This window comes from Nonomuraea monospora, from assembly GCF_039531895.1.
Taxonomy (GTDB): Bacteria; Actinomycetota; Actinomycetes; order Streptosporangiales; family Streptosporangiaceae; genus Nonomuraea; species Nonomuraea monospora.
On the sequence record NZ_BAAAQX010000018.1, the window covers coordinates 210,122 to 224,897 of the forward strand.

The 14,776-nt window shown below is 72.8% G+C and carries 14 protein-coding genes and 1 pseudogene; 11 read left to right on the forward strand and 4 right to left on the reverse strand.

Features of this window, described 5'->3' with window-relative positions; translation table 11 throughout:
* Positions 1–3 precede the first annotated feature (3 nt).
* Together recD2 and ABD331_RS31775 are read left to right on the forward strand one after the other, a co-directional pair.
* Positions 4–2,136 (forward strand): SF1B family DNA helicase RecD2, encoded by a 2,133-nt coding sequence (gene recD2, locus ABD331_RS31770; protein WP_344482661.1) that lies wholly within the window; start codon positions 4–6, stop codon positions 2,134–2,136.
* 39 nt (positions 2,137–2,175) lie between these two features.
* Positions 2,176–2,892: a hypothetical protein gene (locus ABD331_RS31775; protein WP_344482664.1), complete on the forward strand. Its 717-nt coding sequence runs from the start codon at positions 2,176–2,178 to the stop codon at positions 2,890–2,892.
* A gap of 45 nt (positions 2,893–2,937) precedes the next feature.
* Here ABD331_RS31775 and ABD331_RS31780 read toward each other — a convergent pair whose 3' ends face one another.
* Complete coding sequence (locus ABD331_RS31780) at positions 2,938–5,874, reverse strand: FAD-binding and (Fe-S)-binding domain-containing protein (RefSeq protein ID WP_344482667.1); 2,937 nt, start codon at positions 5,872–5,874, stop codon at positions 2,938–2,940.
* A gap of 115 nt (positions 5,875–5,989) precedes the next feature.
* On the opposite strand from ABD331_RS31780, the gene ABD331_RS31785 reads away from it, so the two are divergent.
* Positions 5,990–6,532 (forward strand): RNA 2'-phosphotransferase, encoded by a 543-nt coding sequence (locus ABD331_RS31785; protein WP_344482670.1) that lies wholly within the window; start codon positions 5,990–5,992, stop codon positions 6,530–6,532.
* A gap of 57 nt (positions 6,533–6,589) precedes the next feature.
* Here the strand turns inward: ABD331_RS31785 and ybiA are convergent, their stop codons facing one another.
* Positions 6,590–7,153 carry a riboflavin biosynthesis intermediates N-glycosidase gene (ybiA, locus tag ABD331_RS31790; RefSeq protein WP_344482673.1) on the reverse strand — a complete coding sequence of 188 codons (564 nt, stop codon included), beginning with the start codon at positions 7,151–7,153 and terminating at the stop codon, positions 6,590–6,592.
* Positions 7,143–8,120, reverse strand: a complete 978-nt coding sequence (locus ABD331_RS31795) for a helix-turn-helix transcriptional regulator (protein ID WP_344482676.1) — start codon at positions 8,118–8,120, stop codon at positions 7,143–7,145. The genes ybiA and ABD331_RS31795 overlap by 11 nt, the downstream gene beginning before the upstream one ends.
* A 63-nt stretch (positions 8,121–8,183) precedes the next feature.
* Here ABD331_RS31795 and ABD331_RS31800 point away from each other — a divergent pair, with 63 nt between their 5' ends.
* The 8 genes and pseudogenes from ABD331_RS31800 to ABD331_RS31835 all read left to right on the forward strand — a co-directional run bounded on the left by ABD331_RS31800 (position 8,184) and on the right by ABD331_RS31835 (position 14,143).
* Positions 8,184–9,326 (forward strand): epoxide hydrolase family protein, encoded by a 1,143-nt coding sequence (locus ABD331_RS31800; protein ID WP_344482679.1) that lies wholly within the window; start codon positions 8,184–8,186, stop codon positions 9,324–9,326.
* Positions 9,327–9,378: 52 nt separating this feature from the next.
* Positions 9,379–9,609, forward strand: a complete 231-nt coding sequence (locus ABD331_RS31805) for a hypervirulence associated TUDOR domain-containing protein (RefSeq protein ID WP_344482682.1) — start codon at positions 9,379–9,381, stop codon at positions 9,607–9,609.
* Positions 9,606–9,944, forward strand: a complete 339-nt coding sequence (locus tag ABD331_RS31810) for a DUF3140 domain-containing protein (RefSeq protein ID WP_344482685.1) — start codon at positions 9,606–9,608, stop codon at positions 9,942–9,944. Before ABD331_RS31805 ends, ABD331_RS31810 begins: the two co-directional genes overlap by 4 nt.
* 183 nt (positions 9,945–10,127) lie before the next feature.
* A complete protein-coding gene (locus ABD331_RS31815) occupies positions 10,128–11,477 on the forward strand; it encodes a TrkH family potassium uptake protein (protein WP_344482688.1) in 1,350 nt (449 codons plus the stop codon).
* On the forward strand, positions 11,461–12,132 hold the full coding sequence (locus ABD331_RS31820; RefSeq protein ID WP_425566084.1) for a potassium channel family protein: 672 nt from the start codon (positions 11,461–11,463) through the stop codon (positions 12,130–12,132). The genes ABD331_RS31815 and ABD331_RS31820 overlap by 17 nt, the downstream gene beginning before the upstream one ends.
* 74 nt (positions 12,133–12,206) lie before the next feature.
* Complete coding sequence (locus ABD331_RS31825) at positions 12,207–12,650, forward strand: CBS domain-containing protein (protein ID WP_344482691.1); 444 nt, start codon at positions 12,207–12,209, stop codon at positions 12,648–12,650.
* 369 nt (positions 12,651–13,019) lie between these two features.
* Positions 13,020–13,613 (forward strand): annotated as a pseudogene (locus tag ABD331_RS31830) (phosphotransferase family protein); the annotation flags it as partial.
* A 164-nt stretch (positions 13,614–13,777) separates the two neighbouring features.
* Entirely contained in the window at positions 13,778–14,143 is a 366-nt protein-coding gene (locus tag ABD331_RS31835; protein ID WP_344482694.1) for an STAS domain-containing protein, read from the forward strand.
* A gap of 38 nt (positions 14,144–14,181) precedes the next feature.
* Here ABD331_RS31835 and ABD331_RS31840 read toward each other — a convergent pair whose 3' ends face one another.
* Positions 14,182–14,748: a TetR/AcrR family transcriptional regulator gene (locus tag ABD331_RS31840; RefSeq protein ID WP_344482697.1), complete on the reverse strand. Its 567-nt coding sequence runs from the start codon at positions 14,746–14,748 to the stop codon at positions 14,182–14,184.
* Positions 14,749–14,776 lie beyond the last annotated feature (28 nt).

Genomic DNA, 14,776 nt, shown 5'->3' on the forward strand with positions numbered 1-14,776 from the left:
CGTGTGGAGGCCTCCGTCGAGCAGCTCGTCTACGTCCGCGACGACGAGTACACCGTCGCGCGCATGAGCGCGGAAGGCGTGCCCGACTTCGTGGCCACCGGCCGGGCGCTGGCGGGCATCCAGCCGGGCGAGACGCTGCGGCTGCTCGGCGACTGGAGCCGCCACCCGCGCTACGGCCGCCGTTACGCGGTCACCGGGTGCGAGCGGGTGACGCCGTCGTCGGTCCGGGCCATCCGCGTCTACCTCGGGTCGGGGCTGATCAGGGGGATCGGGCCGCGGCTCGCGTACGCGATCGTCGACCACTTCGGCGAGGCCACGCTGAAGGTCATCGACGGCGAGCCCGAGCGGCTCACCGAGGTCGTCAACATCGGGCCGCAGCGGCAGGGCCAGATCGTGCTGGCGTGGCAGGAGCAGAAGGCCATCGCCGCGCTCATGGTGACGTTGCAGGGGCTCGGGGTCAGCCCGCTGCTGGCCGCCAAGATCTACCAGGTGTTCGGCAAGGACGCCGACGAGGTGCTCGCCACCGACCCGTACCGGCTGATCGGGCGGGTCAGGGGCATCGCGTTCCGGATCGCCGACCGGATCGCCCTGCAGTCGGGGGTGCCCGAGCGCAGCCCGCAGCGGATCAAGGCGGCGCTGCTCGACCGGCTGGAGGCGGCGGGCAGCCGCGACGGCCACTGCTTCCTGCCGGTGTCCACCCTGGTCAGGGAGGCCGCGGAGATGATCGAGCTGGATCAGGAGGCGGTGCGGCCGATGATCGACGCGCTGGCGGCCGACCGGCGGCTCGTCGTGGAGGCCTCGCCCGACCAGCCGGGGCAGGTGGTCGCGTTCGCCAAGCACGTGCACAGCCGCGAGGTGGCGCTCACCGCCCAGCTCACGGCGCTGCTGCGGGCCCGCTCCACGCTGCCGCTGCGCGCCTACCGCGAGGACCCGGACCTGCACGACGACCAGCGCGCCGCCGTCACCATGGCGCTGACCAGCACTGTCTCGATCATCACCGGCGGCCCCGGGTGCGGCAAGAGCCACACGGTCAGGTCCATCGCCACCACGGTGCGGGCCGCGGGCGGCTCGGTGACGCTGACCGCCCCCACCGGCAAGGCCGCCAAACGGCTGTCGGAGCTGACCGGGCTGCCCGCGATGACCGTGCACCGCATGCTCGCCCAGCAGCCCGACCCCGACCCCGAGACGCTGTTCGACGAGCGTCCCGCGCAGGCCGACCTGATCGTGGTGGACGAGGCGTCCATGCTCGACCTGCACCTGGCCACCCGGCTCACCTCGGCGGTCCGGCCCGGCAGCCACCTGCTGCTCATCGGCGACGGCGACCAGCTCCCCAGCATCGGGCCCGGCGACGTCCTGGCCGACCTGCTGCGCGTGACGTCCATCCCGCGCGTCCAGCTCACGCACGTCTTCCGGCAGGCGGGCGGCAGCGGCATCATCGACGCCGCCCACCGCATCCGCGCGGGCCGCCTGCCCGCCGTGCCGGGCGGCGGCGGGTTCTGGTTCGAGGAGCTCGACGACCCCGAGCAGGTGGCGCGGCGCGTGGCCCACCTGGCGATGGTCGCCATCCCCCGCAAACAGGACGTCGAGCCCGCCCAGGTGCAGGTGCTGTGCCCTATGCGCAAGGGCGACACGGGCGCCACGGCGCTCGGGCGGCTCATCCAGGACCAGCTCAACCCGGCCGCCGACGACAAGCCCGAGCACTGGTCGGGAGCGACGGTGTTCCGGGTGGGCGACCGGGTGATGCCGATCCGCAACAACTACGACAAAGGGGTCTTCAACGGGGAGACGGGCACGGTGACGGCGGTGGTGCGGGAGGAGCGCGTGATCGACATCCGCACGGACGACGGGGAGAGCGTGCGCTACGGCTTCGACGAGCTCGACGACCTGACCCACGCGTACGCGATCAGCGTGCACCGGTCGCAGGGCAGCGAGTACCCGTTCGTGGTGGCGCCGATCGTGGCCGAGTCCGGCGGCATCATGCTGCGCCGCAAGCTGCTGTACACGCTGGTGACGCGGGCCAAGGCGTGGGTGGTGCTGGTGGGGCAGCGGGAGGCGCTGGAGCTGGCGGTGCACCGGCTGGGGCACCGCAGGAACACGGGCCTGGCGCGGCGGCTCTCCCTGAGCCTGGACGGGTGAGCGCCGGCTCGGGTGCGGGTGATCACGGTAGGGTCAGGCATGCCGGAAAACGTGACAGGGCAGGCGGCGGGCGCCTCAGTGTCTGCCGCAGGGGTTTCCGGGCCCGCCGCAGGGGTTTCCGGGCCTGCCGGAGGGGTTTCCGGGCCTGCCGCGGGTGACGCCGCGTCAACGCCCGCCTTACCGGCGCTCCTCCGGACGCTGGCCCGCCCGCCGGGGTGGTGGCTGCTGGGCTTCGTCGCCGCCGTCTGGCTGGTCCTGGTCAACAGCCTGAGCCTGCCGGGCGGAGGCCCGTTCAGGCTGCTGGCACTCACCATCCCCCTGGCGCTCGGCACGATCATCGTCTGGACGGTCCGCCTCGCCGTCGCCCTCGCGCGCCGTGACGGCCGGGCGGGGCTGCGCCGGCACTGGGTCCGGTGGGCGGCGGCCCCGATCCTGGGGGTCAGTGTCATCGCGATGGCGTACACGGACCTGCCGTTCAGCGCCCGGTTCGCGCTCTCGGAGTCGAGCCTGGAACGCTACGCCCGGACGGTGGCGAGCCAGCCTGACGGCGTCCGCGAGAGCCAGTGGGTGGGGTTGTTCCCGCTGCAGAACGCCGAGGCGATCGAGGGGGGCGGGGCCCAGTTCCTGGTGCGGGACAGCGGGTTCCTCGACCGGTTCGGGTTCGCGTGGAGCCCGGCGGGGATGCCGCCCGACGAGAGCCACACTGGCTACGAGCGCATCGGCGGGGCCTGGTACAAGTGGACGAGCCGGTTCTGAGTACACGCCGAACAGCCCTGCCGCACCACCCCGCGCGAGGCGGGCTCAGTGGGGGCGGGTGAGGGCGGCGGCCAGGATCTCGGCGAGGTGGCGGCCCTCGCGGCCGCTCCGCGAGGCCCCGATCTGGGTCCGGCACGAGAAGCCGTCGGCGAGGATGGCCTCCGTCTCGCCGGCCGCCCGCACGGCAGGCCACAGCCCCTCCTCGGCGCAGGCCACCGACACGTCGTAGTGCTCCCGTTCGAACCCGAAGTTCCCGGCCTGCCCGCAGCACCCCGAGTCGAGCACCCGTGTACGGAAGCCGAACCGGGCGAGGACGGCGCGGTCGGCGTCGTACCCCATGACGGCGCTCTGGTGGCAGTGCACCTGGGCCAGCACCGACCCGCCGGAGGAGGACGGCCGCCAGTCGGGCGCCCGCTGCTCCAGCAGCTCCGACAGCGTCAGCGTGCGCTCGGACACGAGCCGCGTCTGCGCCGTGTTGAGCAGTTCGGGCGCGTCGGAGCGGAACACGGCGGTGCAGCTCGGCTCCAGCCCCACCACCGGCACGCCCGCCTCGGCCCACGGCAGCAGCGCGTTGACGCTGCGTGCCAGCACCTTGCGGGCGATGCCGAGCTGCCCGGTGCTGATCCAGGTCAGCCCGCAGCACAGCGTCACGGGCGGCACGTGCACCTCGAACCCGGCGGCCTCCAGCACCTCCACCGCGGAGCGGGCGACGCGGGGGTCGAAGTTGTTGGAGAAGGTGTCGGCCCACAGCACGACGCGTCCGCGCGTGCCGGGCCCGACGACGCCGCGTCCCTTGAACCAATCGGTGAACCGCTCCCCCGCGAAGCGCGGCAGCGCCCGCCGTCCGGAGACCCCGGCGAGGAGCTTGACCAGCCGCGCCAGGCCGGGTGTCTGGGTGACGGCGTTCACGACGTGCGGGGCGGCCGAGGCGAGCGCCGCCCACAGCGGCAGCCACCCCATCGAGTAGTGGGCGGCAGGGCGCAGCCGGTGCCGGTAGTGGTGGGCGAGGAACTCGGCCTTGTACGTCGCCATGTCCACGTTCACCGGGCATTCGGCCCGGCAGGCCTTGCAGGACAGGCAGAGGTCGAGCGCGTCGCGTACGGCCTCCGACCGCCAGCCGTCGGCGATCAGCTCGCCGCGCACCATCTCCTCCAGCAGCCTGGCCCGCCCGCGCGTGGAGTGCTCCTCCTCGCGGGTGACCCGGTAGCTGGGGCACATGACGCCGCCCTCGAAGGTGTGCTTGCGGCATTTGCCGGTGCCGACGCAGCGGGTGGCGGCGTGCCCGAAACGTCCGTGGTCGTTGGGGTAGTCGAAGAACGTCTCCCTGGGTTCCAGGGGGTAGAAGTGCCGCTGGGCGAGGTTCTGGTCGAGGCGGTGCGGGTGGACGACCTTGCCGGGGTTCATCCGGTCGCGGGGGTCGAAGACGGCCTTGAACCGGCCGAACGCCTCCACCACGGCCTCGCCGAACATCCGGGGCAGCAGCTCGGCCAGCGCCTGCCCGTCGCCGTGCTCGCCGGACAACGATCCGCCGTAGGAGGCGACCAGGTCGGCGCTCTCCTCTGCGAACCTGCGGTAGGTGGCGATCCCGTCGTCGGTGTGCAGGTCGAGCGGGAGCCTGCCGTGCACGCAGCCCTGCCCGAAGTGGCCGTACAGGGCGGAGTGGGCGTAGCCGTGGCGGTGCCGCAGCCGGTCGTAGTCGCGCAGGTAGGCGCCCAGCCGCTCGGGCGGGACGGCCGCGTCGGACCAGCCCTCGTAGGTCTGCCGCCCGGTCGGCGGGTACGCCTCCACGCCCAGCCCTGACTCGCGCAGCCGCCACAGCTCGTCCTCCCTGGCCGGGTCGCCCAGGAAGGCGTGCGACGGCGGCGGCCTGCCGTCGCCGCGGCACAGGTCGCGCATCATGTCCTCGGCCCGCTGCCGCGACTCGTCGGCAGTCTCGCCGCCGAACTGCACCAGCAGCCATCCGGCGCCCGGCGGCAGGTCGCGCAGCGCGGGGTCGCCGGGGCGTTCGGCGCGGGCGAGCCGGTACATCGTGTCGTCCATGGCCTCCAGCGCCAGCGGCCGGTGGGCGGCCACGGAGGGGACGGCGTCGGCGGCGGCGAAGATGTCCTGGAAGCCGAGGACGGCCAGCGCCCTGGTGGCGGGGCGCGGCACCACGGACAGCTCGGCGCGCAGCACGGTCACGAGCGTGCCCTCGCTGCCGACGAGGGCGCGGGCCAGGTTGAAGCCGTTCTCGGGCAGGAGCTGGTCCAGATTGTAGCCGGACACGCGCCGCTCCAGCCGGGGGAAGCGGGTGCGGACCAGCTCCATGGTGTCGTCGCGCAGGTCGCGAAGCTGCCGGTAGATCTCGGCCAGGCGGCCGCCCTCGGCCTGGATGCGGGCGTACTCGTCGGCGCCGGTCGGCCCCACCCAGGCGCGCACGCCGTCGTAGGTGAGGATCTCCAGCCGCAGCACGGAGTCGGCCATCTTCCCGTACGCCTGCGCGGACGCCCCGCACGAGTCGTTGCCGACCATGCCGCCGATGGTGCAGGCGCGGTGGCTGGACGGCTTGGGCCCGACCATCAGCCCGTCGGGCTCCAGCACGTGGTTGACCTGGTCGAGCACCGCCCCGGCCTGCACGACGATCCGCCGGCCCGGCACGTCCACGGACTCCACCTGGCCGCAGTGCTTGGACCAGTCGATGACCACGGCCGCGTTGCAGCACTGACCCGCCAGGCTGGTGCCGCCGCCGCGCGACAGCACGGGCACGTCCCTGGACCGGCACACGGCCACCGCCGCCACCCCGGCGTCGAGATGACGCGGCACCACCACGCCGATCGGGACCTGCCGGTAGTTGGAGGCGTCGGTGGAGTAGGCGGCGCGGCTGCCCGTGTCGAAGCGGACCTCCCCGTCCACGGCTTCCTCCAGCCGCCGGCGCAGCGTCTCGACGTCGATCTCGCGCGGCGCGGGCGGATGGGTGACGGGCGTGCTGACCTGGGTGTCCATGCCCGGCCCTTACCCGAGCCGGCTCCCCGGAGCCCCAATGAAACGCCAAGTGTGTCCTGAATGTCCGCTATGGCGGAGTCGCGAAGCGACGTCACAAACGGCACCATGACCCTTGATGGACGAACGTCGCATGATTCGCGTTTCCAAGTACCTCTCCAGGCACCTGCGGCACGACCCGCAACGCATCGGCCTCACCCTCGACGCGGGCGGCTGGGTGGAGGTGGAGGAGCTGCTGCGGGCCGCCGCCGCGCACGGGTTCCCGATCACCTCCGAGGAGCTGCGCGAGGTGGTCGCGGCCAACGACAAGCGCCGGTACGCGATCGAGGCCGGCCGGATCAGGGCCAGCCAGGGGCACTCGGTGCCGGTGGACCTGGGGCTGCCCGCCGTGCAGCCGCCCGAGGTGCTCTACCACGGCACGGTCGGGCGGTTCCTGGTGGCGATCAGGCGGGAGGGGCTGCGGCCGATGAACCGCCACCACGTGCACCTGTCGCCCGACCGGGAGACCGCCACCCGGGTGGGGTCCCGGCGGGGCGTGCCCGTGGTGCTGGTGGTGGCGGCGGGGGTGATGCACGCCGACGGGCACGCGTTCATGCGCAGTGAGAACGGGGTGTGGCTGGTGGACAGCGTGCCGCCCGGCTACCTGCGTTTCCCGTCCTGAAGGGCCTGAAGAGCCTGCCGGGCTACCCGTCCTGAAGGACCTGAAGAGGTCGCCGGGCTACCCGTCCCGAAGGGCCGCTCTGGCGGCCATCAGAGCGAAGCCGAGCAGGTTGAGGCCCTGCCACCGCTGCGGCGAGGCGGCGCGGTCGTCGTCGGCGGCCAGGCCGATGCCCCACACCCGGTCCACGGGGCTGGCCTCCACCAGGATCCGCGCGCCGGTGCCCAGCAGGTAGCCCGCCAGCTCGGCGTGCTGGCCGAACTTGGCCACGTTGCCGCGTACGACGATGTCGAAGCGGCGCTTCTCCCACGTCGCCTGGTCGAAGCCGCGTACGGCGCGGCCCAGCTCCTTGGCCTGCTTCGGATGCCGCACGGCGAGCACCTTGGCCGCGTTCTCCTCGTCGCCGAACAGCCACGCCTTGTGCGCCATCATGTAGTGCTCGGCCGAGGCGAACGTGTGCCCGTCCTCGGTGAACGGGACCGGCCACCACTGGCTCAGGCAGCCCTTGCCGACCTCGCCGTCACCGGCGGGCTGATGTCCCCAGAAGTACAGGTATTTCAGGCGCCGCCCCCGCCGTTCGGCGGCGATCAGCTCGTCCAGGGTCATGGGCAGGTCAGCGGGCATGGCGTTCAGTATGCCCGGCCGCCCTCTCCATCCGCGCTGCGATTTCCCGCAGGTGCGGCACCAGCTCGGGCGGGTCGAGCACCTCGAAGTCGAAGCCCTTGACCGCGACGTGCACGGCCAGCTCGTCGAGCGAGTTGGAGCCGGCCAGGAACAGGCAGGTCCGCTCGTCCAGGGCTTCCAGCCGCCCGGCGCCCGGCGAGGTGCGCGGCGCGACCGCCTCCAGCGGCGCGTGGAACAGGACGCGGGCCTGGTAGCGGTACGGGGCCGAGGTGATGGAGCGCGACACGTACGCCGCCGCGTCCTGCTCGGGCAGCGGCCGGGGCGTGAAGCGCGCGCCCGGCAGCCCGAGCGGCCCCTCGACGCGGTCCACCCGGAACGTCCGCCAGCCGTCCTTGCCCACGTCCCAGGCCAGCAGGTACCACCGGCGCGGCGTGTGCACCAGCCGGTGCGGCTCCACCTCCCGCTCCGAGACGCCGTCGCGCCCCCGGTAGCGCAGCCGCAGCCGCCGGTGGTCGCGGCAGGCGGCGGCGACGGCGGTCAGCAGGTCGGCGTTCACCTCGGGCGCGGCGGCTCCCGTGAGCGCCACGGTGGCGTCCTGGAACGCGCCGACCCGGTGCCGCAGCCGCGACGGGAGGAGCTGCTGCATCTTGGCCAGCGCCCGCAGCGCGTCCTCCCCCAGGCCGGCGACGCTGCCGGTGGCGGCGGTGCGCAGGCTGATGGCCACGGCCACCGCCTCCTCGTCGTCCAGCAGCAGCGGCGGCAGCGCGGCGCCGACGCCGAGCCGGTAGCCGCCGGCGACTCCCGGGGTGGCGTCCACGGGGTAGCCGAGCTCGCGCAGCCGCTCGACGTCGCGCCGCACCGTGCGCAGGCCGACCCGCAGCCGCCCGGCCAGCTCGGCGCCGGTCCAGTCCCTGCGCGACTGGAGCAGCGACAGCAGGCGGAGCAGCCGGGCCGAGGTCTCCAACATGGCACCATTCTGGCCTGGAATCGGTGCCGGAACCTGTCACCATTCACTTCTACTGTCGCGGACATGACGAACAGCCCGCAGATCCGGCCGTACCGTATCGACATCCCGCAGGAGCAGCTCGACGACCTGCGCGACCGGCTCCGGCGTACGCGCTGGGCCCCCGACCTGCCCGGCACCGGCTGGGAGCGCGGCGTCCCCACCAGCTACCTGCGGCCGCTGGCCGAGTACTGGTCCGACGGCTTCGACTGGCGCGCCCAGGAGGCGGCGCTGAACGCGTACCCGCAGTTCACCACCACCGTGGACGGCGCGGACGTGCACTTCCTGCACGTCCGCTCGGCCGCGCGGGACGCCGTCCCGCTGCTGCTCCTGCACGGCTGGCCCGGCGGGGTGATCGAGTTCCTCGACCTGATCGGCCCGCTCACGGACCCGGGCCAGGACGGCGGCCCCGCCTTCCACCTGGTGATCCCGTCGCTGCCCGGCTACGGCTTCTCCGGGCCGCTGCCCGGCGCCGGGTGGACCGACGGGCGCACGGCCGCCGCGATGGCGGAGCTGATGGCCCGGCTCGGGTACGAGCGGTACGGCGTCCAGGGCGGCGACGTGTCGGCGTTCATCGCCCCGCTGGTCGGCAGGGCCGCGCCAGGCCGGGTGCTCGGGGTGCACGTCAACGCGCTGCTCACGTTCCCGCACCCCGAGGTGATGGGGTCGCTGACCGAGGCGGAGCGCGCCCGGCTGGCCGGGATGGCGGAATGGCAGGAGAAGCTGGGCGCCTACCTGCGGCTGCACGGCACCCGCCCGCAGACCATCGCCGCCTCGCTGCACGACTCCCCCGCCGGTCAGCTCGCGTGGATCGTGGAGCGGTTCAAGGACTGGACGGACCCGGCCGCCGAGCTGCCCGAGGACGCCGTGGACCGCGACCGCATCCTCGCCGACGTGAGCGTCTACTGGTTCACACAGACGGCCGGGTCGTCGGCGCACACGTACTTCGAGCGGTTCAACGACGCGGCCATGTGGCGGCCGGTGGAGCGCGGGACCGTGCCGACGGCGGTGGCGGTGTTCCCGACGGACTTCTCGGTGCGTCCGCTGGCCGAGCGCACGCACCACGTGGTGCGCTGGACGGAGTTCGGCCGCGGCGGTCACTTCGCGGCGCTGGAGACGCCGGACGTGCTGGTCACGGAGCTGCGCGAGTTCTTCGGCTCGCTGCGGTAAAGAATCGGCGGCCGGCGGCTGCCGGGCGGCGCGGCGGGTAGCGCGGCTCGACATGACCAAGAAGAAGAACGACAAGGACCTCTCGCCTGGCGACGAGGTCTCCTGGAAGAGCCACGGCTCCACCGCCAAGGGCAGGGTCGAGAAGAAGGTCACCAAGCGGCAGAAGGAGGGCGGGCGCACGGTCGCCGCCTCCCCGGAGGATCCGCAGTACGTGGTGCGCAGCGACAAGAGCGGCGGCAAGGCCGTGCACAAGCCGTCCGCGCTCCGCAAGGGCGGCAAATGACCTCCTCCGACAACGAGAAGAAGACCATCGCGGACGAGTTCGGCAAGGCCGTGAACATGACCGCGAAGGAGCTCGAACACTGGCTGGCCACCGACGAGTCGAAGTCCGTCGGGCAGAAGGACGACGGCGGCGAGTCGGTGGGCCACGAGTCCGGCCGTAAGATCATCAAGCTGCTGCAGGGCAAGAAGTCCGACCGGTCGGACGGCGACTACGCGCACATGCACAAGGTCGTCGGCTACGTCCACCGCCACCTCGCCCAGCGTCCCTCCGGGGACGTGACCGACACCCGGTGGCGCTACTCGCTCATGAACTGGGGTCACGACCCGCTCAAGTAACCGCCGCCATCAGGTAGCTTGCCCGTCAAGAAGGCGTAGGTACGCCGGCGGCCACGCTGCCTGTTACGGTAGTGCGCCGGGAAGTCCGGTCGGCGAGGACCGCCGGTCGGATGGTCGGGGGAGGCGTTCGCGGATGCGTGGCCGAGCTGGCGGGTGTCGGCGCCGCCGCCGCGAGGTGCGGTGATGGGGGTGCTGACGCCGCTCACCTCGCGCTTGCGGCACCCGGCGCAGGTCGTGGTCGCCGCGTTCGGGCTGACCGTCGCCGTCGGCACGGGCCTGCTCGCGCTGCCGATCGCCACCACCACCGGCGAGTCGGCGGGCTGGGTGGCCGCGCTGTTCACCGCGACGTCCGCCGTCTGCGTGACGGGGCTGGCCCTCGTCGACACCGAGTCGCACTGGTCGGTGTTCGGCGAGCTGGTGATCGCCGGGCTGGTCCAGGTGGGCGGCCTGGGGATCATGACGATGGCGACCATCTTCACGCTGCTCGTCTCCGGCCGGTTAGGCCTGCGCGCCAAGATCGTGGTGCAGGCCGAGACCAAGACGCTCAGCATGAGCGACGTGCGGCACGTCCTGCGCAAGGTGGTCCTGTTCAGCCTGGCGTGCGAGGCGGTCGCCGCCGCCGTGCTCACCACCCGCTTCTTCACCGGGTACGACGAGCCGTTCGGCCGCGCACTCTACCTGGGCGTCTTCCACGCGATCAGCGCGTTCAACGACGCCGGGTTCGCGCTGTGGCCCGACAGCCTCATGCGGTTCGTGTCCGACGGGTGGATCTGCCTGACCGTGGCGATCGCCAGCATCGTCAGCGGGCTCGGCTTCCCCGTGGTCTTCGAGCTGGCCCGCTCCTGGCGGCACCCCCGCAGGTGGACCGTCCTGACGAAGATCACGGTGTGGGTGACGGCCGTCCTGCTGCTGCTCGGCACCCTGGCCTTCCTCATGATCGAATGGCGCAACCCCAGGACGCTCGGGCCGCTCGACGAGGGCGGCAAGGTGCTGGCCGCCTTCTTCGCCGCCGTCATGCCGCGCTCGGCCGGGTTCAACACCCTCGACATCTCCCAGATGCAGCCGTCGAGCTGGCTCACCACCGACCTGCTGATGTTCATCGGCGGCGGCAGCGCGAGCACCGCCGGCGGCATCAAGGTCACCACCGTCGGGCTGCTGGCCTTCGTCGTGTGGGCCGAGCTGCGCGGCGAGGGACGGGTGAACATCGGGCACCGCAGCCTCCCCGACACCGCGCAGCGGCAGGCCGTCACGATCACCGCCCTGGGGGTGACGATCGTGGGGCTGGCCACGTACACGCTGCTCGCGCTCACCCCGTACAGTCTCGACCAGGTCCTGTTCGAAGTGGTCGCGGCGTTCGGCACGGCGGGCCTGTCCACCGGCATCACCGCGAACGTCGGCACGGCCGGCCACCTGCTGCTGGTCGTCCTCATGTTCATCGGCCGGATCGGCCCACTCACCCTGGGCTCCGCCCTCGCACTCAACAGGCGCGCCCGGCACTACGAGCTACCCGAGGAGCGTGTCATCGTTGGTTGAGTACAAGGGCGATCCGGTCGTCGTCATCGGCCTGGGCCGGTTCGGCACCTCGCTGGCGCTGGAGCTCACCCGGCGCGGCGCCGAGGTCCTGGCCATCGACCACCGTCCCAAGATCACCCAGAGCCTGGCGGGCCAGATCACCCAGATCGCCACCGCCGACGCCACCGACATGGAGGCGCTGCGCCAGCTCGGCGTGCCCGACTTCTACCAGGCGGTGGTGGCCGTCGGCAGCGACGTCGAAGCCAGCATCCTGGCCACCTCGCTGCTGGTCGAGCTGGAGATCAACGACATCTGGGCCAAGGCCGTCAGCACCCAGCACGGCCGCATCCTCAGCCGCATCGGGGCCCACCACGTGGTCTTTCCCGAGCACGACATGGGCGAGCGGGTCGCGCACCTGGTGTCGGGGCGGATGCTCGACTACATGCAGGTGGACGAGGACTTCGCCATCGCCAAGACCAGCCCGCCGAAGGAGTACGTGGGGGTTCCGCTCGGGAGGTCCAATCTGCGGCGTAAGTACGGGGTGACGATCGTGGCCGTGAAGCCGCCTGGGGAGGAGTTCACCTATGCCACGGCGGAGACCGAGCTGACGTACGGGGACATCGTGCTGGTGTCGGGGCGGACGGAACAGGTGGAACGCTTCGCCGAACTGCCGTAGGCGCCGGCTCCCCAACGGGCGGCGGGCGCTCGCCGGGGCCTGGTGACGGCTACGCTGGTGATCGGAGGCGATCGATGCGCGCACGCGACCTGGCCGTCGACTTCCCGACGGTCACCCTCGACACCCCCGCGCTGGAGGCGGCCAGGCTGCTGGCCGACCGCGACCTGCCGGGGCTCATCCTGGTCGACGACGACGGCCGTCCGCTCAGCATCCTGCCCGGCACGCAGGTGCTGCGGCTGGCGGTGCCGCCGTACTGCCAGGACGATCCCGCGCTGGCCCGGGTGGTGGACGAGGCCCACGCGGACCGGTTCCTGCACCGGCTCGGCGGCAAGACGGTGCGGGAGTGCCTGCCGGAGCAGCCGCGCGAGCTGCCGGTGACCGACTCGAAGGCGACGGTGCTGGAGCTGGCGGCGCTGATGGCCCGTACGCGCAGCCCGCTGGTGGCGGTGATGGACGCGGACGGGCTGGTGGGGGCCGTCACGTTGCAGTCGCTGCTCGACCACGCCCTCCAGCTCTGACCTCCCGCATGGACGAGGAGATCGTCCGGGTGCTCGGCGGCCCGGCCACCGCGGTGGAGCCGCTGACCCACAACGCCATGAACGCCGTCACCGGCGGCATCTGGCGGGTGCGCACGGAGCGCCGCTCCGCCGTCCTCAAGGTGCTGACCAGGCGCAAGGACGGCCAGGAGGGGTGGGAGAGCGCGACCGACCCGCGGCACTGGAACTACTGGCGCAGGGAGGCCGACGTCTACGCCACCGGCCTGCCGTCGGTGTGGTCGGGCTCCGGCGTGCGCGCCCCGCGCCTGCTGGAGCTGGTCGAGCGGGACGACGGCGACCTCGCCCTGTGGCTGGAGGACGTGCCCGGGCAGTTCGCCACCGCCTGGACGATCGAGCGCCACGGCCTGCTCGGAGGACGACGCCACCTGGCGGCACCCCCTGCTCGCCGAGCACTTCCCGCCCGGCCTGCGCGCCGAGCTACTGCGCCTGCACCGCGACCGGGAGTGGTTCCTGTCCGTCCTGGAGTCGCTGCCCCGGGCGCTGTGCCATCTCGACCTGTGGCCCAGCAACGCGGTGCAGGACGCGGACGGCGGGATCGTGCTGCTCGACTGGGCGTTCGCGGGCGACGGGGCGCTCGGGGAGGACGTCGGCAACTACGTCCCCGACAGCGTCTTCGACCTGTACGTGCCGGCCGCGCGGCTGCCCGAGCTGGACGCGGCCGTGTGCGGCGGGTACCTGCGCGGGCTGCGCGAGGCCGGGTGGCGGGGACACGAGCGGCTGGTGCGGCTGGCCGTCTGCGCCTCTGCGGTCAAGTACGACTGGCTGGTGCCGCGCATGTTGCGGCACCTCGATCGGCAGCCTGTGGGGTACGGCGGCCAGGCGACCGTGGAGGCCGCCCGCCTCTTCGGGGAACGCGGCGCCACCATGATGTTCCTCGCCGGGTGGGCCGACGAAGCGCGCCGGTTGTCGGACGCGCACGGCTGACCCCGCCCGGGCGACGCTGACCACCCGCATCCCGCTCACCTCCCGGCGCACGGGTGGCACGGATCCGCCATCACACCAGCAAAAACCGGGATATCGCCGACGACTCCGGCGGTCTATCCTTCATTGATGGTCAAGTTCCGCCGGCGGGCGCGGTGAATCCGCAGATGCCGCCATTGACGCTGGCGCACCAGCACCTGCCCGGGGTCACGGTGATCGCTGTGACCGGTGAGATGGACGCCACCAACCGAGCTGACCTTGAGACCTACCTCCAGGAGGCCAGGGCGGCGCCCGCGGAGCGGCTGGTGTTCGACCTGTCCGGGGTGCCGTTCATGGACAGCTCGGGCCTGCACGTCCTGCTGAAGTGCGCCACCGACTGCCTGCGGGCGGGCGGCGTCGTGCATCTCGCGGGCGTGCAGCCGCTGCCGGCCCGCCTGTTCGAGATCACGGGCGTGGTGGCGCACCTCCCGGTGCACGAGCGGGTCGAGGACGCCGTCGCCGCCGCCCTCGACTCGTCGGAACGCTCCATTTAGCGACCGCGCGACCACACAGCGCTCCGCTGTCACTCCGGTCACTCGCGGGGCGGGCTGACTCCCCTGACGGCCAGGCCGAGCAGCCGCTGCGCCTCGGCGGCGGCCCGCGGGTGGTGTTCGGAGGCCAGGGCGATGCCGGTGATCAGGGTGAGCAGGTCGGTGATGGTCACGCCTGGCGTCAGCGTGCCCGCGTCGGCGGCGCGGCGTACCAGGGGGGCGCCGGCCTCGGTGAGCTGCGCGGTGCAGCAGGGCTCGCCCGCGTCGGGGTCGCCCGCCTGCTCGCGGGTCAGCGCGATGGCCAGCCCCCTGATGGTGGCGGTGGCCGCGGTGACGGCGCTCAGCCATTCCAGCAGCGCGGCCCTGGTGTCGGGCCCGGCGGTCAGGTCGCGGGCGAGGGCGCACAGGCTGTCGACCTGCTCGCGGAAGACCGCCTCCAGCAGCGCCTGACGGCTGGGGAAGTGCCGGCGCAGGGTCGCGGATCCGACTCCCGCCGTGCGGGCCATCTGCTCCAGGGACGCGTCGGGGCCGTACTCGGCGATCGCCTCCTTGGCGACGGCGAGCAGCAGCGCGTAGTTGCGCCGTGCGTCCGCGCGCTGGACGGGCATCGCATCACCTCACGTTTGCTAAGTGGCG